The 20302-nt window shown below is 66.8% G+C and carries 25 protein-coding genes and 1 tRNA gene; 8 read left to right on the top strand and 18 right to left on the bottom strand.

The features are described from left to right. Nucleotides 1-21: 21 nt before the first annotated feature. The 6 genes from EER30_RS32885 to ssb form a co-directional block, all read right to left on the bottom strand. Nucleotides 22-1086 (bottom strand): M48 family metallopeptidase, encoded by a 1065-nt coding sequence (locus tag EER30_RS32885; protein ID WP_127504556.1) that lies wholly within the window; start codon nt 1084-1086, stop codon nt 22-24. Further along, entirely contained in the window at nt 1083-1694 is a 612-nt protein-coding gene (locus EER30_RS32880) for a uridine kinase family protein (protein WP_240670447.1), read from the bottom strand. Before EER30_RS32880 ends, EER30_RS32885 begins: the two co-directional genes overlap by 4 nt. After that, a complete protein-coding gene (locus tag EER30_RS32875) occupies nt 1687-3222 on the bottom strand; it encodes a cobyric acid synthase (protein ID WP_127504555.1) in 1536 nt (511 codons plus the stop codon). Before EER30_RS32875 ends, EER30_RS32880 begins: the two co-directional genes overlap by 8 nt. Then, nucleotides 3219-4157: a cobalamin biosynthesis protein gene (locus tag EER30_RS32870; protein WP_349290897.1), complete on the bottom strand. Its 939-nt coding sequence runs from the start codon at nt 4155-4157 to the stop codon at nt 3219-3221. Before EER30_RS32870 ends, EER30_RS32875 begins: the two co-directional genes overlap by 4 nt. A gap of 8 nt (nt 4158-4165) precedes the next feature. After that, on the bottom strand, nt 4166-4627 hold the full coding sequence (locus EER30_RS32865; protein ID WP_240670446.1) for a hypothetical protein: 462 nt from the start codon (nt 4625-4627) through the stop codon (nt 4166-4168). A gap of 340 nt (nt 4628-4967) precedes the next feature. After that, complete coding sequence (gene ssb / locus EER30_RS32860; RefSeq protein ID WP_127504553.1) at nt 4968-5624, bottom strand: single-stranded DNA-binding protein; 657 nt, start codon at nt 5622-5624, stop codon at nt 4968-4970. Between the two features lie 170 nt (nt 5625-5794). Here ssb and EER30_RS32855 point away from each other — a divergent pair, with 170 nt between their 5' ends. Then, complete coding sequence (locus tag EER30_RS32855; protein ID WP_127504552.1) at nt 5795-6784, top strand: alpha/beta hydrolase; 990 nt, start codon at nt 5795-5797, stop codon at nt 6782-6784. Between the two features lies 1 nt (nt 6785). Here the strand turns inward: EER30_RS32855 and EER30_RS32850 are convergent, their stop codons facing one another. After that, nucleotides 6786-7613: a peptidoglycan-binding protein gene (locus EER30_RS32850; RefSeq protein ID WP_240670445.1), complete on the bottom strand. Its 828-nt coding sequence runs from the start codon at nt 7611-7613 to the stop codon at nt 6786-6788. Nucleotides 7614-7699: 86 nt separating this feature from the next. Continuing rightward, complete coding sequence (locus tag EER30_RS32845; protein WP_127504551.1) at nt 7700-8488, bottom strand: SDR family NAD(P)-dependent oxidoreductase; 789 nt, start codon at nt 8486-8488, stop codon at nt 7700-7702. An 80-nt stretch (nt 8489-8568) separates the two neighbouring features. On the opposite strand from EER30_RS32845, the gene EER30_RS32840 reads away from it, so the two are divergent. Both EER30_RS32840 and EER30_RS32835 read left to right on the top strand, forming a co-directional pair. After that, nucleotides 8569-9144 (top strand): TetR/AcrR family transcriptional regulator, encoded by a 576-nt coding sequence (locus EER30_RS32840; protein ID WP_127504550.1) that lies wholly within the window; start codon nt 8569-8571, stop codon nt 9142-9144. A 256-nt stretch (nt 9145-9400) separates the two neighbouring features. Further along, complete coding sequence (locus tag EER30_RS32835; protein ID WP_127504549.1) at nt 9401-10576, top strand: low temperature requirement protein A; 1176 nt, start codon at nt 9401-9403, stop codon at nt 10574-10576. A 91-nt stretch (nt 10577-10667) separates the two neighbouring features. Here the strand turns inward: EER30_RS32835 and EER30_RS32830 are convergent, their stop codons facing one another. Continuing rightward, nucleotides 10668-11375, bottom strand: coding sequence for an alpha/beta hydrolase (locus EER30_RS32830; protein ID WP_127504548.1), 708 nt, complete (start codon nt 11373-11375; stop codon nt 10668-10670). Between the two features lie 130 nt (nt 11376-11505). Between EER30_RS32830 and EER30_RS32825 the strand changes: the two genes are divergently transcribed. After that, complete coding sequence (locus EER30_RS32825; protein ID WP_205650520.1) at nt 11506-12135, top strand: TetR/AcrR family transcriptional regulator; 630 nt, start codon at nt 11506-11508, stop codon at nt 12133-12135. Nucleotides 12136-12155: 20 nt separating this feature from the next. Here EER30_RS32825 and EER30_RS32820 read toward each other — a convergent pair whose 3' ends face one another. Next, nucleotides 12156-12482: a hypothetical protein gene (locus EER30_RS32820; protein WP_127504546.1), complete on the bottom strand. Its 327-nt coding sequence runs from the start codon at nt 12480-12482 to the stop codon at nt 12156-12158. Nucleotides 12483-12894: 412 nt separating this feature from the next. Between EER30_RS32820 and EER30_RS32815 the strand changes: the two genes are divergently transcribed. Beyond that, a complete protein-coding gene (locus tag EER30_RS32815; protein WP_255437017.1) occupies nt 12895-13410 on the top strand; it encodes a sigma-70 family RNA polymerase sigma factor in 516 nt (171 codons plus the stop codon). A gap of 197 nt (nt 13411-13607) precedes the next feature. Beyond that, a tRNA-Arg gene (locus EER30_RS32810) sits at nt 13608-13680 on the top strand. Between the two features lie 93 nt (nt 13681-13773). Here the strand turns inward: EER30_RS32810 and EER30_RS32805 are convergent. Further along, a complete protein-coding gene (locus tag EER30_RS32805; RefSeq protein WP_164842556.1) occupies nt 13774-14823 on the bottom strand; it encodes a tyrosine-type recombinase/integrase in 1050 nt (349 codons plus the stop codon). 149 nt (nt 14824-14972) lie between these two features. Continuing rightward, nucleotides 14973-15158 (bottom strand): hypothetical protein, encoded by a 186-nt coding sequence (locus tag EER30_RS32800; RefSeq protein WP_127504543.1) that lies wholly within the window; start codon nt 15156-15158, stop codon nt 14973-14975. Nucleotides 15159-15164: 6 nt separating this feature from the next. Between EER30_RS32800 and EER30_RS47440 the strand changes: the two genes are divergently transcribed. Together EER30_RS47440 and EER30_RS32795 are read left to right on the top strand one after the other, a co-directional pair. After that, nucleotides 15165-15302, top strand: a complete 138-nt coding sequence (locus EER30_RS47440; RefSeq protein ID WP_164842555.1) for a hypothetical protein — start codon at nt 15165-15167, stop codon at nt 15300-15302. Then, the gene (locus EER30_RS32795) at nt 15299-15682 is read left to right on the top strand and encodes a hypothetical protein (RefSeq protein ID WP_127504542.1); all 384 of its coding nucleotides are present in this window, start codon (nt 15299-15301) and stop codon (nt 15680-15682) included. Before EER30_RS47440 ends, EER30_RS32795 begins: the two co-directional genes overlap by 4 nt. Nucleotides 15683-15937: 255 nt before the next feature. On the opposite strand, the gene EER30_RS32790 is transcribed toward EER30_RS32795, so the two are convergent. The 6 genes from EER30_RS32790 to EER30_RS32765 form a co-directional block, all read right to left on the bottom strand. Further along, the gene (locus EER30_RS32790; protein WP_127504541.1) at nt 15938-16162 is read right to left on the bottom strand and encodes a hypothetical protein; all 225 of its coding nucleotides are present in this window, start codon (nt 16160-16162) and stop codon (nt 15938-15940) included. 95 nt (nt 16163-16257) lie between these two features. Beyond that, nucleotides 16258-16524, bottom strand: a complete 267-nt coding sequence (locus EER30_RS32785) for a hypothetical protein (protein ID WP_127504540.1) — start codon at nt 16522-16524, stop codon at nt 16258-16260. 214 nt (nt 16525-16738) lie between these two features. Further along, nucleotides 16739-17590: a helix-turn-helix domain-containing protein gene (locus EER30_RS32780; protein WP_127504539.1), complete on the bottom strand. Its 852-nt coding sequence runs from the start codon at nt 17588-17590 to the stop codon at nt 16739-16741. Continuing rightward, on the bottom strand, nt 17571-18089 hold the full coding sequence (locus tag EER30_RS32775; RefSeq protein WP_127504538.1) for a DUF6879 family protein: 519 nt from the start codon (nt 18087-18089) through the stop codon (nt 17571-17573). Before EER30_RS32775 ends, EER30_RS32780 begins: the two co-directional genes overlap by 20 nt. Further along, on the bottom strand, nt 18073-18291 hold the full coding sequence (locus EER30_RS32770; RefSeq protein ID WP_052164059.1) for a hypothetical protein: 219 nt from the start codon (nt 18289-18291) through the stop codon (nt 18073-18075). Before EER30_RS32770 ends, EER30_RS32775 begins: the two co-directional genes overlap by 17 nt. A 578-nt stretch (nt 18292-18869) precedes the next feature. After that, nucleotides 18870-20147, bottom strand: a complete 1278-nt coding sequence (locus EER30_RS32765) for a hypothetical protein (protein WP_127504537.1) — start codon at nt 20145-20147, stop codon at nt 18870-18872. Nucleotides 20148-20302 lie beyond the last annotated feature (155 nt).

Here is a 20302-nt window from a genome sequence, read left to right as displayed (position 1 = left end):
GAGAGTGATCCTAAGGTCGGGTCAGGCCTCCTCGTCACCGCGGCGACCTCGGCGTGAGGCATCACCCATCCAGCCGCGCGCGCCACGGGCGGCCGAGCCGGCCAGGTCGGCCGCCCCGTCGCCGAGCTTGCGCAGCAGACCGACCAGCGGGTCTTGCGACGTGCTGAAACTTTCCCGGTACGACGCGGCGGCGGCCTTGACGTCGTCGGCCACCGAGGCGTCGCCGTCGGAGTCGCGGCGCGGGTAGTCGCCCTCGAGGATCCTCGCGTAGTCGCCCGAGTCGATCCACTTGCGCAGCTCGGCGGCGCGGGCGACGGGGACCGGGTGGGTGCTCCAGGCGGTGAGGCCGATCTTGTGGACGCTGTCGCGCAGGTCGCCGCCGGACTCGTATTCCGCGGCCTGCTCGAGGAACGCGGCCGTGTCGATCTGGGACAGGTCGCCGCCGCCGGCCAGCTTCATGAGCAGCCGCAGGGAAGCGGCCGGGTCTTGCCCGGCCAGCAGGCCGGCGCGGTCGGCCGACAGCTCGGCCTTGCGCCACCACTCGAGCATCGCCGCGATGATGGCCCGCAGCGCGATCGCGCCGACCGGCAGCCAGCTCAGGTTGGCGGCCCAGCGGGTCAGGATCATCATGATGGTCTTGTAGACGGCGTGGCCGCTGCGGACGTGGCCGATCTCGTGGCCGAGCATCGCGCGCAGCTCGTCGTCGTCGAGCTTCTCGACGGCGCCGGTCGTGACGACGATGAACGGCTTGTCGAGGCCGATCGCCGAGCCGTTGATGATCGGGTCTTGAGAGACGTAGAGCTCGGGCAGCTCGACCACGTCGAGGGTGGTGGCGGCCTCGGTGAAACGCTGATAGACGCGCGGGTACTGCCGGTGGTCGACCCGGATGGCGCCGGCCAGGAACTGCAGGCGGAAGCCGCGCTCGTTCCACATGCCGAAGAACGTCTTGACCACGTCGTCGAAGCCGCGCAGCTCGCGCAGGGCGGTCAGCGCGCCGCGGTCGGCCGGGTGCTCCCAGGCCCGCGAGCTGATGCCGGTGAGAGTGACCCGGCGGCGTGCCGGGCGGTTCTCGTCGTCGGTAGTCATCGTGCCCACCCCGTTCTCGCCAGGCTCACATATCGGCCGTCGGGGGCCGTCGCTGTGCCGTCGACGAGCAGGTCGGCGTGCATGGCCGTCTCGTCCACGACGAAGTGCCGGTCCTCGGCAGCCCGCCAGCGCTCAAGGTACTTCCGATACGCAAGGCTGTCGTCCCCGTCTCGGCTGATGGCCCGATCCCAACGGATGATCGAGGGCGCGTCGACGAAGACGGCATAGGTCAACTCGGGACGAATCTCCCGCCGGGCGGCGCTGACCCCTTCCAGGAGGACAACCTTCCCGGGGTCCACGGCGACCGCCGGAGCCGTAAAGTCCGCTTCACCCCAGTCGTACGGGTGGTATGCAGCGGTTTCTCCCTTCCTGAGCGGAGCGAGAACTTTTTCCTCCAGCCGCGTCCAGAAGGTGAACTGATCGTCCCAGCCTTTGAGCAGGTCATCGGTGTGGACGACGGGTGCGCCGAGGGCGGCCGCGAGCTGACCGGCGAACCAGGTCTTCCCCGCCCCACTCGGCCCGTCCACGGCGATCAGCCGCACCGCGCCGAGACGAGGAGCCAGACCCATGACGTACGCCGCCAGGTCGCTGAAACGGTGCTCAGACACTCGGCGGCGCCCCGGGCGGGATGAACGGCAACCCGGCCGGGGCACCGTTCTCGATCAGCCGCCACAGAGCGTCGGTGTCGAGATGCTCCTCGACCAGGTCGCCCAGGACGTCGAGCGCGCGTTCCCGTACGCCGGCGAAGCGGGTGTCGGCGGCCACGGTGAAGCCCCGCCGTCCGGCCTGGCGCGCGGCCGTGGTGAGGAAGCGGCGGCGGAACTCGTCGGACTCGAAGGCGCCGTGCCAGTGGGTGCCGTAGACGTTGTCCCGGATCGCGCCCTCCGGCCGCCCATCGGCGTACCGAAGGAAGGGGTTGTCGCCCGGAGTCGTGACGATGCCGTGGTGGATCTCGTAACCGGCCACGGGAGCGCCGAACGCCGCACCGGCCGGCTTGCCCAGCGTCTTGCGCTTCTCGAAGGTGATCTCCACGGGCAGAAGACCCAGCCCGGGTACGGTTCCCCGCCCGCTCTCGACCTCGTCGTGGATGGTCTCGGCGAGCATCTGGAAGCCCCCGCAGATGCCGAGCAGGGGCTTGCCCGCCGCCGCGTGGGCATGGACCGCGTCGGCCAGGCCGGTCTCGCGCAGCCAGGCGAGGTCGCTCACGGTCGACTTCGAGCCGGGCAGCACGACCAGGTCGGCGTCGGCGATCTCGGCCGGTTCGACGGTCAGGCGCACCTGCACGCCCGGCTCGGCGGCCAGCGCCTCGGCGTCGGTGGCGTTCGAGACCCTCGGCAGCCGGACCACAGCCACCCGCAGCCATTCGGTCCCGCGTGGGCTCGCCGGACGACCGAGAACCCTCCCGTACGCCAGGGAGTCCTCCCCGTCGAGCCAGATGTCGAGGTCGAAGGGCAGCACGCCGTGGACCGGCCGCCCGGTGGCCGCGGTGATCATGTCGAGGCCCGGCTTGAGCAGGCCCAGGTCACCCCGGAATTTGTTGATCACGAAACCGGCCACCAGGGCCTGGTCTTCGGGGCTGAGCAGCGCGACCGTGCCGAACAGGGCCGCGAAGACACCGCCGCGGTCGATGTCGCCGACCACGATCGCCGGGATCCTCGCCTCGCGGGCCAGCCCCATGTTGACGAAGTCGCCCGAGCGCAGGTTGATCTCGGCGGGGCTGCCGGCGCCCTCGCAGATGACCGCGTCGTATTCGGCACGAAGCTCGGCCAGGGCGGCGTACGCGGTCTCGGCCAGACGGGGGCGCAGCGAGCGGTAGTTGCCGGCGGTGACCGTGTCGACCGCCTCGCCGAGCAGCACGACCTGGCTCGACAGATCGCTGCCCGGCTTGAGCAGGACGGGGTTGAAGCGCAGGTCGGGGGCGATGCCGCAGGCGGCCGCCTGCATGGCCTGGGCGCGCCCGATCTCGCCGCCGCGACCGTCGGGGCCGACCACCACGACCGAGTTGTTGGACATGTTCTGCGCCTTGAACGGGGCGACCTTGACGCCCCGGCGGTGCAGCCAGCGGCAGATGCCCGCGGTCAGGATGCTCTTGCCGGCGTCCGACGTGGTGCCGGCGACGAGGAGGCCGCCGCTCACTTTCGCAATCCCCTCAGAAGGGCCACGCCCACGGCCGTGGCCAGGCCGACAGCGCCCGAGACCCGCGCGGCCCGGCGCAGGTGCACGGCCGAGGGGCGGGGGCCGTCGCCGAGGAACGGCCTGGTCTCGCTGCGTCCGAAATAGACGTTGCGGCCACCGAGGCGTACGCCCAGAGCGCCCGCCATGGCCGACTCACACTGCCCGGCGTTGGGCGAGGGATGGTCGTTCCGGTCCCGGCGCCAGACCCGCAACGTCTCCTTGGGGTTGCCGCCCGCGATCGGCGCGACGGCGATCGTGAGCAGGCCGGTCAGGCGCGCGGGGAGCAGGTTGAGCGCGTCGTCGAGCCGGGCCGAGGCCGTGCCGAAACGTTCGTAGCGCGGCGACCGGTGGCCGACCATCGCGTCGAGAGTGTTGGCGGCCCGATAGGCGAGCAGGCCCGGCAGTCCGAGCAGGCCACCCCAGAGCAGCGGTGCGACCACGGCGTCGGACGTGTTCTCGGCCACGGACTCCACGGTGGCCCGGGCCAGTTCGGGTTCGTCGAGGTTGCGCGGGTCGCGGCCGCAGAGGTGGTTGAGCCGGCCCCGCGCTTCATCGATCTCGCGGTTCTCCAGGTGCCTCGCCATGACGCGCGACTCCTTGCGGAGGGTGCGTCCGCCGAGGACCGTCCAGGTCGCTGCGGCCACGACGACCGCCCTGGCCAGGGGGTATCTTCTCGTGGCGGCCGTGGCGGCCACCCCGGCCAGGGCGGGCACGCCGACCGCGATCGCGGTGAACGCGGCGCCGCGACGGCGGGTGGGGGCGTAGATCCGTCGTTCGAGGGCGCCCGCGGCGGTGCCGAAACCGGCGACCGGGTGAAACCGCCGGGGGTCCCCGAACACGGCGTCGAGCAGATAGCCCGCGGCCAGCCCCGCGGCGTCCGCCCTGGTGCTCGTCATGCTTCTGATCATGAACGGAGGTCGCACACCCAGACGGGCATCTCGACGACCTCGGGTTCCGAGCCGTCCGGGAACGGCACCGGGTCGAGCTCGCCCCAGACGATCGCGCCCGGCGCGCGGTCCTGCAGGAACTCGTCGACGATGGCCCGCAGGTCGTCGGTCGTCTGGTACTTGTCGGTGAACGGCAGCTCGTCGCGCCCGCTGGAGGCGGTCGAGCACCTCAGTTGCCCGGCCTGCGGGTCGTGCCAGACATAGAACGTGGCCGGGCCGGTGTGGGGCAGGCCGGCCACCTGGTCGCGTAGCAGCGCGATGGTCTCCTCGAAGACGTGGACCACCTCGTCGGCCGTCAGGCCCATGCGCTCGTGCGGTGGTGCGCCGAACCAGCTCGTATTGGCGGTCTCGGTGTCCTGGTCGTGCGGCGCGAGCACGAGGGTCTCGGCCGCGATCGCGCGGATCTCCTTCAACAGCACGGGCCCAGTCTGCCGGTCGGTGCCGGCCCGGGACCAACCGGGCAGGTCGGCCGGGCGGCCCGATAGGTCGGCACGATCGGACCACCCCATTCAGGGGTCGAATCACCCATCCGGTGAACACACCCCATGTGACCTGCGTCTGCCTGCTGTGGCAAGGCCCACGAGGTGCCGTGGGAACAGGCGGCCGGGCTCGGCATCCCCGCCATCACCGGTCACCGGGCCGTCTTCGCCGACGGGCCCACGAACTCGTCGAGAACCCGACGGCGCCCGGGCGGGTGCTGCTGCGGCTGCGCTGACCCGAGGGCTCGGCCGGTGGGCGCCGGCCGAGCCACCCAGCGGGTCAGGCCGCGACGGGCTCCTTTCGCGGACGGCGGCCACGCCGGGCGGGTGCCGCCTGGTCGGCGGCGAGCTGCTCGACCTCGATCGCGAGTTGCTCGTCGGCGGGCGGCTCGGACGCGATCGCGAGCTCCTCTCCGGCGGAGGGCTCGGGCGCGATCGCGAGCTCCTCTGCCGCGGAGGGCTCGGGCGCGATCGCGCCGGAAATCTCGGCGAACTCGTCGGTGCCGAAGGCGATCGGGAGCTGCGGGGCCTCGGTGCCCTCGTCGAGGTCTTCGACCGTGGTCAGGCCCTTGCTTCGGTTGCGCACGAACTGTGCGGTGCCCTTGGCGAGGTTGTGGCCGATCGAGAACGCCTCCATCTCGTACGCGAGGCGCTGGTTGCCGTCGTCGTCCTTCCAGTCGCGGGTGTAGAGCCGGCCGTAGACGATGACGGGGTCGCCGACCTTGACCGACGAGATCACGCTGTCGGCGAGGCGCCGCCACGCGGTCACCCGCACCCGCAGGCTGTTGCCGTCGACCCAGGTGTTGCTCTCGCGGTCGAAGCGGCGCGAGGTCGAGGCGACCCGGAAGTTGGCGACGACGGAGCCGGACTCTTCGAAACGCCGCCACTCGGGCGGGGCGAGCACGTTGCCGACGACGACGAGGTTGGTGTCGAACACGGTGACCTCCTGTTGTGTTGCGGTGAGGCAGGCAGCGTCGCGCTTTCCGGGCGTCGTCGGGGGATCTTGAGGCGCAGGCTGTGGACAACGGGGGAACCTGTGGAAAACAGTCGGCGGTCCGGGGTTTGTGATAGCGGGCGCGGACGCCGGCCGCTGGGTAGCCTGGGCTCGTGGAGATCGACGTTCTGGGACCGCCCTACGAGCGGCACACGATCGACCTGGACAGCGACGACGAGGGCGCGGTGGTGGCCACCCTGGTGCGGCGCCGCGCCGAGCAGCCGTCGAGGCGGGCCGTGCTCTACGTCCACGGCTTCGTCGACTATTTCTTCCAGACCCATCTGGCCGATTTCTTCGTCGAGCGCGGCTGGGATTTCTACGCGCTCGACCTGCGCAAATACGGGCGCAGCCTGCTCCCCCACCAGACGCCGAACTTCGCGCGCAGCCTCACCGACTACTACCCCGAGCTCGACGAGGCGGCGCGCATCATCCGCGAGCAGGACGGCCACGACCAGTTGCTGGTGGCCGGCCATTCCACCGGCGGGCTGATCACGTCCCTCTGGTCCCATTCGCGCCAGGGCCAGGGCATGGTCGACGGGCTGTTCCTGAACAGCCCGTTCTTCGACTTCAACGTGCCCTGGCTGGTGAAGAAGCCGTTGATGGCGGCCACGATCGCGGCGACCCGGCGTACGCCGTACCGGAAAATTCCGACCTCGTCGTTAGGCCTTTACGGGCAGAGTCTGCACAGCGACCACCGTGGTGAATGGAGTTACGACCTGACGTGGAAGCCGGTGCTGGGCTTCCCCGTGACCAGTGGCTGGCTCGACGCCGTCCGCCGAGGTCAGCGCCGGTTGCGCGCCGGTCTCGGAATCGACGCCCCGGTGCTGGTCGCCTGTTCGACGCGTACGTATCGTGGCCGTGCTTGGCACGACGACCTGCGCATCTCCGACTCCGTGCTCGACGTGGAACACATCGTGCGGTGGGCGCCGCGGCTCGGGCCTCGGGTGACGATCGCGCGCTTCGACGGCGGCATGCACGACCTCACGCTGTCCGGCAAAGAGGTGCGCGTCGAGGTCTTCCGCGAGCTGGCCCGCTGGGTCGACGCGTTCCTGCCCCCGGTGGGCACCCCCGAGATCGAGGTGCCCCCGGCGCCGGAGGACTGACCTATCGGCCGTACTCCTCCCACCAGGTGAAGGCCACCCGGTACGCGGAAGGGGTGTCGTCGGCGGCGTGGTTGGCCAGGCCGTTCCTGCCCATGTAGTAGTCGTGGACCTGGTTCGCGGCGGGCGTCGAGGCATCCGAGTCGAGCACCGCGACGGCGTGGATGTGGTAGGGCCACGAACCCTGCGACGGTGTCCGCAGCCAGGCCGCGAAACCGACCGTACGCAGGGCGCGGACCGTCTCCCAGCGTTGTGTCGTGGTCAGACTTCCGACCGCGACGTCGACCGCGCCACCGCCGTCGTGGGTGCCGGCCGACGTCGGGTCCTCCGTGGTGTACGAACCCTGGTCGAGCGTCAGGCCCCAGCCGAGCTGGGCGTCGGCCGCCGCCAGCATGTCCCTCGTACGAGCGTTGACCTGCTTACCGCCGTACGTGCTGGTTCGTGTTCCGGTTTGGACGGTTCGGGAAACGGTGTAGCGGCCCTCGCCGAGGCGAGCCAGTGACGTCGGGCCGGGCAGCCCGTTCGCGTCGAGGCCCGCGTAGCCGAGCGAGCGCTGCCAGGTGGCGTACGCGGAAATGGTCGCTGTTCCGAAATGCCCGTCGACGGAGGCCGAGGCGAGCAGGCCCTTGGCGTTCAGGGCTCGCTCGACCTCGAGCACGTGCGGCCCCGCGCCCGTCGTGATCCCGGTTCCGGTCTTGGGCGGGTCCACCTGGGCCGCCAGCAGAACCATCTCCATGTCGACGGACGGCAATGCGATGGCGGGCGCGGCGGGAATGAGTCCGGTCAGGACGGTGGCGCCGCCGATCGTCAGCAATGTTCTGCGATTCAGCATCGGGGGTCCCTTCGGTTCACCTGCGAGTCGAACCGAGGAGATCAGCCGGCGTCACGCGGCGCATAGGTGTCGAAACGGCCACCTTTTCAGAAAGCCCCGCGTACGGTCCCGCCGTCGACGCGAATGGTGGCGCCGCTGATGTATTCGGCGTAGGGACCGCACAGGTACGCGACGGCGCCGGCGATCTCGTCGGGCCGGCCGTAGCGGACGCGGTCGTTCGGCACGATCTCGCGAACCGAGTTGTACTCGATCTCCTCCCAGGTCTCACCCCAGCCGCGCTCGGGCGACAGCCGGGTCAGGAAGTCCTGCACCGCCGGGACGAGGATCGCACCGGGCGCCACGACGTTCGAGGTCACCTTGGTACCGGCCAGATCACGGGCCAGCGAGACGGCCAGGTTGTGCCGGGCGGCCAGCGACGCGTTGTAGTGCGGGTGGTTGTCGAACGGCTGCATGCTCAACCCGCCGCCGATGGTGACGACCCTCCCGTAGTCACGCTCACGCATGGCCGGGACGAGCCGCTGAATCATCCGTACACCGGACACGACGTTGATGTTGTAGGTGTGCTGCCAGATCTCGGCCGTCGCCTCGGCCCAGGGCAGGTGCTCGTAGGCGCCGGCGTTGTTGACCAGGATGTCGATCGGGCCGCCGGCCAGCGCCTGCTCGACGGTCTGGTCAGCCCCGGCGTCCGTACCGAGGTCGCCGATCGCGAAGGACGCGTTGCCGATCGAGTCGGCGACCGCCCTCGCCCGGTCCGCGTTGCGGCCGTGGATGACGACCTCGGCGCCCTCGGCGGCGAGCAGGCGGGCCGTGGCCTCGCCCAGGCCGGAGGTCGAGCCGGTGATCAGGGCGCGGTGGCCCTTGAGTTGCAGATCCATGGGGGCTCTCCTTGAGTCCTAGGTTTTGTCTACACCTGTAGATTACGACGCCGAAGTTGCCACCTGTAGACTTACCCGATATGACGTCCACCACGCCCCGGCGGCGCAACGCCGCGGCCACCCGCGAGGCGATCCTGACCTCGGCGATCGCCGCCTTCACCGAACACGGCTACGACGGCGTGGGCGTACGGGACATCGCAGCCGACGCCGGAGTGACGGCGATGCTGGTCAACCGCTACTTCGGCAGCAAGGAGGGCCTGTTCACCGAGGTCGTCGACGTCTCGTTCGCCCGGCCCACGATGGTTCCGGGCACGGCCGACGGGCTCGCCACCGAGACAGCCCGTACGCTCGTGGCCCGCACTTCGGCGGACGCCGACCACCTCGGCCCGTTCGAGCTGATGCTCAAGTCGGCGGCCAACCCCAAGGCGGCCGAGATCATGCGATCGGCGATCCGACGGCACGTCGGCGCCCGATTCACCGCGGCCCTCGACGGCCCCGACGCCGACGAACGCGCCGAGCTCGGCATCGCCCTGATAGCCGGCACCTGGCTGATGCGACGGATCATCGGCACGCCCGCGCTGCGCGACGCCGACCCCGACCTGCTGGCCACCCAGGTCGCGCGCATGCTGGCGGTCGTCGTCGAACCACCGGCCTGAAGGCGCCCAACCCCGCGGCATCACCCACGAAGGGCAGGGGTACGGGTTGCGCCTTCCCGGGGTCTCACGCCGGGGTGTTCGCAGATTCGCCGGGGTACGCGTCGCGCACAGACTCTGGTCGAGTGTTCGCAAACCTCGAGCGGGACCTGCTGCGGGGCTCTTGGGCCCACGACCGGGGTGGGCGCGGCCGTTCGGAGCAGAACGCCGACCTCTTTGGCATTCGCCCGCTCCTGGGGACTGACTACCGGAGCGAGCGATGGCTGGACCGACCCGCAAGTGGTCCGTACCAATGCGTCCCCGGTCGGCCGACGAGCCACATCGCGTCGCCACCCCGCTCGAACTGTTCGTCGACCTGTGTTTCGTCATCGCCGTGTCCCAGGCCGCCCTGCCACTGCATCACGCCTTCGCCGATGGGCACGTGCTGATTGCGGTGCGCGACTTTCTGATGGTGTTCTTCGCGATCTGGTGGGCCTGGTTCAACTTCACCTGGTTCGCCTCCGCCTACGACACCGACGACGACGTGTACCGCCTGAACACGCTGGTGCAGATCGCCGGTGCCCTGATCCTGGCCGCGGGCGTGGACGAGGCGTTCGACCAGGGGGACTACAAGATCATCACGATCGGCTATGTGGTCATGCGGCTGGCGATGGTCGGACAGTGGCTACGCGCGGCACGGTCGGACCCGCGGCATCGCCCGACAACCATTCGGTACGCGGTCGGTGTGGGCATCATCCAGGTGCTCTGGCTGCTGCGCCTGCTGCCCTCGGGCTCGGCGAGCGCCTGGTCGGTCTTCCTTCTCCTCGTGCTGCTGGAACTGGCCGTGCCGATCTGGGCCGAGACCGCGTCCGGCGGCAGACTGACCTACCACTCGCATCACATCGCCGAGCGATGCGGCCTGTTCACTCTCATCGGACTGGGCGAGACCGTGATGGCGGCGACCATCGCGGTGCAGTCGGCGTTCGGACCGGACATCGAGTTCGAGTGGGCCCTGATCCGGCTCGCGATGGCCGGCGTGACGATCGTCTTCGCGTTGTGGTGGATCTATTTCGACCGCGGTCCGCGGAATCTGCCGCCCTCGCTACGGACCTCCTCACTGTGGGGTTACGGCCACTACTTCATCTTCTCCGCGGCCGCGGCGGTCGGCGCCGGTCTGGCGGTCCGCGTCGACTACGTGACACGTGAGGCCGCGATCTCGTCGGCCGTGGCGTCGGCGGCAATCGCCGTCCCAGTAGCCATTTACACGTTTTTCGTATGGCTCCTGCGTCTGCGCCCGCACCGATCAGGTTCCAGCCGGTTCGTCTATCCGGCGATCATCGCCCTGATCCTGGCGGCGCCGTTCGCGCCGGCTTCGGTCGAGTTGATCGCCGGGCTCCTGTCCGTGCTCGTGGTCTTCCACATCACCGCGGGTCGCACGGCGATCGCCCAGGCGTGACGAACCGTCGTCGTCGCTCGGCCTACCGCATCTTTTCGTCCGCGCCGCCTGTGTCACGACATCTTGAGCCGATGCGAGGCCGGGATCTCCGTCAGTCGTCGCTGACGTCGTCGAGGTCCTGGCGTAGTAGTTCGGCGAGTTCGCGGGGCTTGTTCAGGAACGGCGAGTGGGCTGCGGCGATTTCGCGTACGCGGCGGGAGCGGGCCAGGTAGGGCTCGAACAGAGGGGCCTGGGGCTGGTTGACAGCGTGGATGTAGGTGCTGTCGATGGTGCGCCAGGCGGCCTGGCTCAGGCTCTGCACCAGTGAGGATGCCGAGTGTGGGCCGAGGGCGCCGGCGGCCGCCTCGGCCTGGTCCGGCTCGAGGTCGGGGTAGAAGACGTTGATCGGGTCGGTCATCTCGTAGTAGCCCTCGTCGAGGTGGTCGGTGCCCCAGAAGTACGGGATCTCGCCGCCGACGGCAGAGGTCATCGACTCGCCGACGTCGAGCTGGAAGGCGGCGAGATAGACCAGGCGGCGCACGTTCTCGGAGCCGGCCAGACCCTGGGTCATCGGCGCCCCTCCGTACGAGTGGGCCAACGCGACCACGGGGCCGTCGACGGCGTCCGCCGCGGCGCGGATCGCTTTCGCGTCGTCGTGGAGGTCGCCCAGCTGGGACGGGGGGACGGGTGCGCTGGACGGCAGTTGCACCGTGCGCACGTCCAGGTCGTCGGGCAACTGCTCGATGAGGGTGCGCCACACCTCCTGGCGGTGCCAGGCCCCGTGTACGAGCAGCAGTGCCGGCCCCTTGCGATCTCCCACGTCATCTCCTCAGATAGAACGAACGGTCGTGCTAACTATAGAGGAGGGATAGTTATATCCCGACGCGCGAGGAGTGAGAGCCGTGGCACAACCTGCTGATCATGAAGAGGGCATGGCATACCGTGCTCAAGTGGCAACTTTGCGGCAGCAGGAGCGCCGGCCGCGCTCCGACGGGCTGCGCAGCCGCCGGGCGATTCTCGACGCGGCGATAGACCTCGCCACGCTGGAGGGCCTCGACGGCCTCTCGATCGGACGCCTCGCCGACCAGGTCGGGATCAGCAAGAGCGGCCTCCACGCGCACTTCGGTTCGAAGGAGGCGCTGCAGCTGGCCACGATCGACGAGGCGGCGAAGAGGTACGAGCGTGATGTGGTCCGCCCCGGGCTGGCCGAACCGGACCCGGTGGCCCGGCTGGTGGCGCTCTGCGGAAATTTCCTGACCTACATCGAGGACGACGTCTTTCCCGGCGGCTGCTTCTTCGCCTCCGTCAACGCCGAGTTCGACACCCGGCCGGGCCCGGTGCGTGACGTGCTGATCGAACTGCAGACAGCCTGGCTCCAGGAGCTCACCAAGCAGTACGCCGACGCGCAGACCGCCGGCCTGCTGGTCGACCCGGGCGAGCCGGAGCAGAGCGCCTTCGAGATCAACGCCTACCTGCACCTGGCCAACGACCTGTACGTGCTGTACCGCGACCCGGTCTACATCGAGCGGGGCCGCCGCGCCATCGCCGCCTACCTCGAACGCCACCGACCGGCGGTTTAGCTCGGGGAGCCCGCGTGCCACTACATGGCGGAGAGCGCAACCAGAAACACCCCTGCGGAGGCGGCCAGCAATCCGGCGAGCGCTCCGCCCATGATGGTCATCGCCCATCGCTTCTGGACCCACCGGCGCAGCACCAGATACAGCCCAGTGGCACCGATCAACGCCAGGACCGCCAGGTATGAGACGAAGACGAAGCTCACGCCGATGATCAGGCCGGCCGCACCGGCGATCAGCCAGGCGTGGTCGCGACGGAGGTCGGCGTACACAGTCAGGTAAGTAGCGGCGACGGCGAACAGCACCACCACGGCGACGGCACCGGGCAGCCACGCCCAGGACAACGCCAGCATCAGGGCGAAGCTCCCGGCTACGGCGGCTGCCGTGAAGGCGCCCCTGCGGACGGCTCGTAAGACGGGGGCCGACGGAAGCGATGCAACCGCGACGGCCCCGCCGGCATAACACGTGGCAGCACCGATGATCAGCAATAGAACGAAGTCCACAGTGGGCTCTCTCGTTACGGGCGTCAGCACCTGACGCGACGGGTTCGACGCGAAACCCTTTGCGGGTCAGCGCTGGTCACCAGCTGTGTCATGAATCGCACCTCCCTCTCGAACCGGGGCGGACGACCTCGATCCCGGGTATAGATAGCACGACCGTTCGTTCATTGTAGGGGATGAGGAAGGACGTCGAAGCCGCGCCCTGGCTCTACGGGGCCCTCGCTACGCCGCCCTCGCAGCATTCAGGAGAAGGGCGTTTGCGACAGTGACCAGTTCACCTGTTGAGGCGACGACGCGTATCAGCAGCTTGTACAGCGACCACTCTCGGCGATTGCTGAAATTCTTGACCGGCCTCACCGACGGAAGGCAGGACCTGGCCGAGGACCTGTTGCAGGAGACGATGATTCGCGCCTGGCGAAACCTCGAGAGCGTGCCGGACCAACCCGAGAACACCCGCCGCTGGCTGTTCACAGTGGCGCGCAGGCTGGCTATCGACGCGGCGCGGACGCGATCCGCCAGGCCAGTTGAGACCAGTGCACTCGACCTCGCCCGGATGCCGGCAACCGATTACACCTCGGGCGAGGTCGAGGCGATTCACGTGTTCAGGCAAACGGTCGACGGGCTGAGCCGCGCCCATCGCACAGTTCTGGCGGAGCTCTACCTCCACGGCCGCTCGACGGGTGAGGCGGCACAGCTGCTGGGACTACCGGTCGGCACCGTGAAGTCCCGCGCCCACTATGCCCTTCGAGCAGTGCGGGATGCCCTGTCAGCGGCGAACTGAGGGTCTTTGCCGCCGCGTCGATGTCGTTCAGCACGATCGTCCCGTCGGTCCAGGCCATGCGACCGACCACCCCATGCTCGGGATCCGCCCCACCAGCGGGACGCAGCATGCCGACGAAACACCTGCCCAGCAGCGGTCTCCGCAGGGCAGCACGGGTCACCCAAGGTCAGCGCCGGACAGGCTAAGCTGTGGGCCTCGCGCTCGTAGCTCAGCGGATAGAGCAACGGACTTCTAATCCGTCGGTCGCAGGTTCGAATCCTGCCGGGCGCGCAATTACTTCGATCTACCAGGGCGTACGCATCTGACGATGCTCCAGCTCAAGCCCTGGTTACCTGGATTGTTACCTACTTTGGCGTTCCGGCGTCAGAGGTACGCCGCGACCGCCGCCTTGTCGCCCATGAGGTCGCGCCCCAGGTACACACGTGCGGTCATGGCCGGATCAGTGTGACCGAGTTGGTCGGCGATTTTCGCGATGGGTACGCCGGACTGGTCGAGGATCGTCGCCACCGTACGGCGAAGGGTGTGCGGGGTCGCCCAGGGAAACCCGCTGCCGATGAAGATGCGAGCGAGCGCCTTGGCCGAATTGCTCTGGTCCCACATGCGTTCGGGCTCGTTCAGGTGGTGCGGGGAGCTGAAGACCAACCCATCGGAGCCCAGCCGCTCCGCCCTCGCCTTCAGGCGCTCGGTGAGCCACGACGGAAGGTTCAGCCGCCGATCCGATCCACGCGTCTTGGTGCCGCGCACGTGAACCGTTCCGGACTCCAGGTCGAAGTCGTCCCAGCGAACGGCCCTCGCCTCGTTGATCCGTACGCCGGTGCCGGCCATGAACGCCATGAGGTCGGCTACCGCCTCCCGCTTGCGACGGGTACGCGGGTTGATGGTCTCGGACAGAGTGAGCTTGTCCGCATAGGCGATGACGTGGTCTCGCTCGTCCTTGGTCAGCGCGCGGGTGGTGTCCCGTTCCCGAACCGGTGTCTTGACGACCTGCGCCTTGACAGCCCGGATCTGACGGAGTGCATTGGTCGTCAGCGTGCCGTTGTCGATCGCAAACCCGAGGATGCCGGACAGCACGCTGCGACTCATTTTCGAGGCACCGGTTCCGTGCTTGTCGGCCACCGTCTGGAGAAAGGTCCGCAGGCGTTGCGGGTCGTTCACCTGCGCAAGCGTCAGCCCCCGGATGCTTGAACCCGGAACGTCGATGTAGCGGGCGAAGGTCCGGCCATAGTCGAGGATGGTCCGTGCGCTAAGACCGGAGTCGGTACGCCGGATCTGAGCAAGCCACAGGTCGCCTGCCGCCGCCAGCTTCATCCCCGAGGTCATCTCGACGTGTCCGCGTTCGCGTTCCGCCAGGGCTGTCTCAACGGCCTGGATGGCCGCCCGCTTCGTCGACGCGAACCGAGAGACCTCCTTCACGACTCCGTCATAGCCCCGGTAGTAACAACGTGCGCGCCAACGCTCCGCACGGCGAGGGATGGGCGCTCGCTTCCACTTGCCCGCCTCGTCCCGCGTCTGCGGGCTCGCTTCGACCTCGCCGTGTTCGCCGAGGCCAAGGGGTCGCCTGCTCATGCTTCACCTTCCATCTCAGCTATCTGGGCATCGATCAGTGCGTCGGCCTCCGGTGACCACGCCGGGTTGAGCAGCTTCATCGCCTTGTCGGTCATCCCGCCACCGGCCTCGCCCGGCTTGACTGGGGTGAGCAGGCCTCGCCGCCGCGCTTCCGCGATGCGGTTGGCCCAGGTGCCGCTCACGCCGCCGTGCTGGGCAGCGAGCGTCTTGGCGGGCGTACGGTCGCCGTCCTGGACCACCTCAAGCTGGGCGGGCGCATCCTGTATCGACTCGTCGACATCGAGGCCTACGAGGAACGGGCTCTCGTGACAGGGGTCAGCGCGTGACCGATCCGTACCGCCAGATCGTGTTCGCGGGCGGCAGCCCTTGGGCAGCCTTCTCCCAGAACGAGATGTACAAGTTGGCTGGTGAGCCGAGCACCGGACCGCTCCACATCCGTGTTCTGTTCGCCGCCATGGGCAAGATGAACGCCCTCGGTCATGCCGAACTCCGAGTGGGCGAGCTTGCCCGAATCCTGGGCACTGTCACCGACACCGGCGAGGTGGTGGCCTGCCGCCGAGACAGCGTCTCAGCAGCCATCAAGGAGGCCAAAAGTCGCGGTCTCATCGCCCCTGAGTCGAAGGCCCGTTGCCTCGTGCTTCGTCATTACATCTTCCAGAAGTCGACGAAGGATCGGTGGCGGTGTTCAGTCCACGACCTTGATTGACCTGAGTCCCCAACTTTCCGAGCAAACGTCGGCCTGCTGTACCAACACGATTGGTCACCAGCACCAACCCAAAACGCCTTGAGCTGGGAAAACGTCAGCGTCTTCTCTACTCTCTCTCAACGGCAGAAACAGACGAGCGGTGAAGTCTCGGGATGCCAGTCATCTCGAGGCTCTGCCCGAACCAGGAATGCCTCAACATCGAGGGCTCCGCCCTCGCCTTGGTTGACCCCAACCTGGGCACCGCGTTCTCAACGGTCAGCGCACACCCGGCGGCAGGACCAGCCGATCTAGGACTCCATGCGTTCCCATGCACACCGCGCATAACGGCATGGTCGCGTCGTCGTACACGACTGTCGATTCTTCGTACTGATGCGGCGGGTACTGCACCGTCTCCACCACGCCGCGACTCTGCAACGTGAAGTGGTAGCAATTGTGCATCCTGCCGTTCGGGTAGGTGCGAGCAATGGCGGGAGTGATCATCGGGATCAAGGTCGTGCCTCGCCTGCGGAGAGCCGCCACGTCGGGGCACGATTCGGAGTGCACGAGCACGGCCGGCGGGTACTCCCGCTTCTCCGTCATGCTCGGCGTCCGTTCGGGAGGACAACGCCCGCGTCCCAGGCCGTCACGATGGCCTTCACGGCATCGTCTTGGGTGTACCTGCCCAGGAGGTCCCCGCTGGTTCCGGGACGTCTCACGTAGGCGCTCCAGCGGTCGCCGATGCTGGCATGTATCCAGCCGATGTAGTCGCCGTCTCGCTCGATGGAGTAGCCGCCCATGACACTCACCTTGAGGACGACGCCGGGCGAGACCTCACGCCTCGCGGCCGGAACGCGGCGCTCCACTGTTCACCTCCCCGCAAGCGAGACAGGCCAGGCTCGTCCCGCAACTGGGACACCATTTGTTCTTGGCCGTCAAGCTGAGCACGCCGCCGACGAACCCGACGACCAGCGAGGCCACTGCGACTACCAGCACCATGGGTCACACCCCTCATTGGCAACAGGGATAGACGCTAGGTAAGCGAGATCTCACGGGTCCACGAAGTTGCGAATAGTTGCGTCAGGCCAGCTCGCTCGCGACTCGGGTGATCAGGTCCCTGGCCGGCTTCCCGTAGAGAGCGACCTGGTGCAGATTCTCGAACATCCGCCCATACAGTTCGATCTCACTGGGCTGGGTGACCTCGATGCTCGCCGTCGGCGTCTCCAAAGCCACGAGCTGGTTGTCGAACATCCAGAAGCCCGCCGACGGTACGGCTCCTCGCTCGACCATCAGCGGGATCACACCGAGCGCCACGGTCGGCAGCGACATGACGGTCAACAAGCGATCGAGCTGGTTCGCCTGGGTGTCAGCGTCACCGAACCAGGTTCGTAACGCCTGCTCCTCCAGGACGACGGCAAATCGCTTACCTCGCTGGTAGAGGATTCTCTGGCGTTCCATCCTGACGGCTACCGCTTCCTCCAGGTCGTTAGGAGCGTCGAGGAACCGGCTCCAGAACGAGAGCATGGCGGCGCAGTAGTCGGGAGTCTGGAAGAGACCTGGGATCACGTTGTGCTCGTAGATCCGGAACAGCCTCGTCTCCTCGTAGAGCGTGGGAGCGCGGATGCCTAGTACCCGCTTCATTCCAGCTCGCGCCTGCCGACGGAACTCCACGTACGCCGACTCGACGGCCCGGAGCGTCGCAAGAAGGTCAGGGATCTCGGCATCCGCCGCGCAGGCGCGGCACCAGTCCCGGATGTCATCGGAGGTCGGCTGCTGAACGCCGTTCTCCAGCTTGCTAACCCGCGTGTAGTGCTGACCCGTCGCAGCAGCCAGCGCCCGCCCCGTGAGTCCAGAATCTCTGCGGATCTCACGGAGTCGGGCGCCGAGCGCCTGTTGCGCCTGCTTGGCGGAGCTACTTGGGTTCGTAGTCACGATGCGGGATCGCGAGCTTCCACACCGCGTCGAAGGCGGATCGGCAGAGGTTGAGGTCAGCGGGGTATGTCGAGGTCTCCATGCCAGCGTTCAGCCCGTTCCCGGTGTAGAGCAGGAAGACCACGAGCCGGTCATCGAAGAGGTAGAAGTCGTTTCCAGGCAGAGCCAGCGACGACACCAGCGACCGCGGAGTCCAGCGGATGTCCTCACCGGCGTCGACCATCGGGCCGGCGATGCTAAGGCTCCACCGCTGGTAATCGCTCAACGGCTCGGAGACCACGCGTGCCCGACGGATGCTCTTGCCTGCGGCCACATGGCTCCGCAGGGTGGCACACCAGTCATCGAGCCAGCTCAGGTCATCCGGTTCCTGAGCCGCCCACTTGGCCATGTACGGAATCTCGGTCTCGGTTCCGTAGGCGTCACGCGTCTCCAGGTGGTCTGACGACCTCTCGAAGGTACGCAGCAGGCGATCGAACTCCGCCTCATCCAGCGACGCCACGGCCCTCCTCGGTGAAGAACTGGATCATCCTGTCAGGGATCTCAACCACAGACTCTCCCTCCGGAATGTCCATCTCCGCCAGCGCGTCAGGATCGGTCACCACGAAGCCCTGCACCAGCCAGCTACCCCGGTCAGTCCGGTAGAGGGTCGGCGAGTTCGTCGGGTTGGAGTTCGGGTCCTTGGCTACGAAGGTTAGGCGCACGGCCAACTCCCTGTCTCGAAGGTTGCGAGGTGTTGCGCGCTCTACCATCGTGATTGCCTCACTACGCACCGTCAACCCTCGGTTCTGTAGATCAACTCCTCGCGGCGACTCCGAAACCGTGGCAAGTTTCGGAGTGCTATCACGCGGCGGTGCTCACTCAATACCACAGCGGGTCATACCCCCCGCATCGACAATTTGACCGCACCGAATAGCACCTCAATGCGCGCCGACGTCAATTACTAGCGAATCTACCGGCCTAGCTATTGTAATATTGAGCGCGCCCTGAACAGTGTCGAGGCGAATCGGTTGATCCGTGCCACGTTTCACAACCTTGGCCTTAAGGCTTTTAAACTTTGTCCAAGTCTTACTGGGCTCGGCCAATACTGCCGCCACGATAGACCGCCAGGCTGGATCAGCCAAAGCCAGATTCCGATCAAGAGCAGAAAGTATCTCGACAGGAAGCGGCACAACCGGCCGACGGCGTGCCGCGTCCGGTGCCATACTTGCGTAATAGTTATTTATGGAATACCCACATGGGCCTATCAACACTCTCTCATCCGCAGATAGCGTAAGACTCGTTAGAGACTCAAATCTAGGGAGGTCGACAAGAAAGAGTTCCAATAGATCAATTTCGTTGAAGACGACGAGGCGAGGATCCTGGGACTGCCGGTATCTATGGCAATGTCGGGGCGTCCAGGAGCATCGTACTGCGCACTTCTAAACACCCTATCCTTTCCGAACAGACGCTGCAAGGTAGACGAAGCAATTTTTTCGGTAGCAGCATCTCGCGCCATTAGATAACGCTTCTTGATTGACTCAAGGGATCGCCGCTGGAGCAGGTCATAGAACCATACATGAGATTCTTGAATCAAAGCCGATGACATCCAGAGAAAGTACCTACCGTTTCCAAGGCTGACTCCGCTGTAGGTTCGAGCCAAGTTATCCTGCTCAGGTAATAAGAATTCCGGTTGCTGCCCAGGATTCCAGGATAGGTCATGAAGCGCCGCCTCTAGCGTCTCGACGCTTAAGTCGAGCTCAGCACTGAGAGCCTGCGCGTCCACTACAAATAGATTCGCGGCAAAATTCTTATGCCGTTCAAGCAATAACCACATTTCTTCGTCATAAACAGCTCGCCCAGACGCCTTAGCCCTCACAAGTTCGGCGCGAAATCCAGGGCGAAATTCGTCCATCCTGCGCTGAAAAACTCGCGCTAACCCGACTCCCAACTCGGGGATTATGGCGGGATACCACCCAAGCTCACGCGTAATATCATCCCGAATCGGCCCGAGTGTCGCGGCAAGAATAGCCTTCAGGTGAACGGCATACCCTTGCCACCGATCCGTAAGGGCCTCGACCTTAAAAGCGCCTTGCTCTCTGGCCGCGTGCTCAGGCAGATTACCCCTACTAGCATGAGTAATTAATTCCCATTCGATCAGGAAAATCTCGGCGACCAGATCGAACGCTTCCTGCACGTCCCCATCAGATGGAACTGCCGATAAATCAATACTATCGCTTATTGCAAATGCCAAGCCCACGGCATACTGAACCAGCGCGTGCACGCCATGCGTCTCATACCAGTCGCGAAATTCTCCACCTTGAAACTCGGCGCACTCGGCGAATCTACCAAGAATGAAGAGCGGATTAGCGCTGCGGAAGATTCCCGCCAACTTCTTGGCTTGGATTTCTGCCAGTTCACGAAGTTTACGGTCAGCAGCTTCGCCAAACCCACCAGATCGAACCTTGGCAATATTAACTTGCATTTCTTCGAGTCGACCGATATTGGCTGGCCAGATGCGTGATTCAACCAACGAGACCACAAATCCCGACTCGTCACGACCGCCCCTCCGGAGCTCCATCCTTGAATTCATAGAAATCTCCAAAGATTGCGTGGGATGCGGGCGGATCGCCCGACTCGTACGGACTATTTGTAACCGGCTAATACGGGGCGCATCAGGGATACATGATCAAGCCGCCGGCATGCCATACAACCGACGACGGATTGTCCATGATA

Source organism: Actinoplanes solisilvae, assembly GCF_003999975.1.
GTDB classification, from domain to species: Bacteria; Actinomycetota; Actinomycetes; order Mycobacteriales; family Micromonosporaceae; genus Actinoplanes; species Actinoplanes solisilvae.
This window is presented reverse-complemented; position numbering and strand designations above follow the sequence as displayed.